Annotated in this window: 1 pseudogene; it reads left to right on the top strand. The window is 48.1% G+C overall.

Features of this window, described 5'->3' with window-relative positions:
• A pseudogene (locus AAEY72_RS16540) lies at positions 1-231 on the top strand (hypothetical protein); the annotation flags it as partial.

Genomic DNA, 231 nt, shown 5'->3' with positions numbered 1-231 from the left:
ATATGGCACCGGCACAACCGGCTTGGTTAAAGTCGCTTGGCGGTAATCCTATGAAGTTAGGCCTAGATTTAAGTGGTGGTGTACATTTCACCATGGAAATCGACATGGTCACTGCGGTTGATAATCAGCTTGAGCAAATGGAGCAAGATTTTCGTAGCGACCTGCGCGAAGAAAAACTACGTTATCGTAGTGTGCGCCGTGTAGCAGGCTCAGAGCGTATGCGTGTAGAAA

This window comes from Psychrobacter sp. W2-37-MNA-CIBAN-0211 (genome assembly GCF_040309405.1).
GTDB lineage: Bacteria > Pseudomonadota > Gammaproteobacteria > Pseudomonadales > Moraxellaceae > Psychrobacter > Psychrobacter glaciei.
The sequence above is the reverse complement of the archived record's forward strand: the minus strand, read 5'-3'. Positions and strand labels throughout refer to the sequence as shown.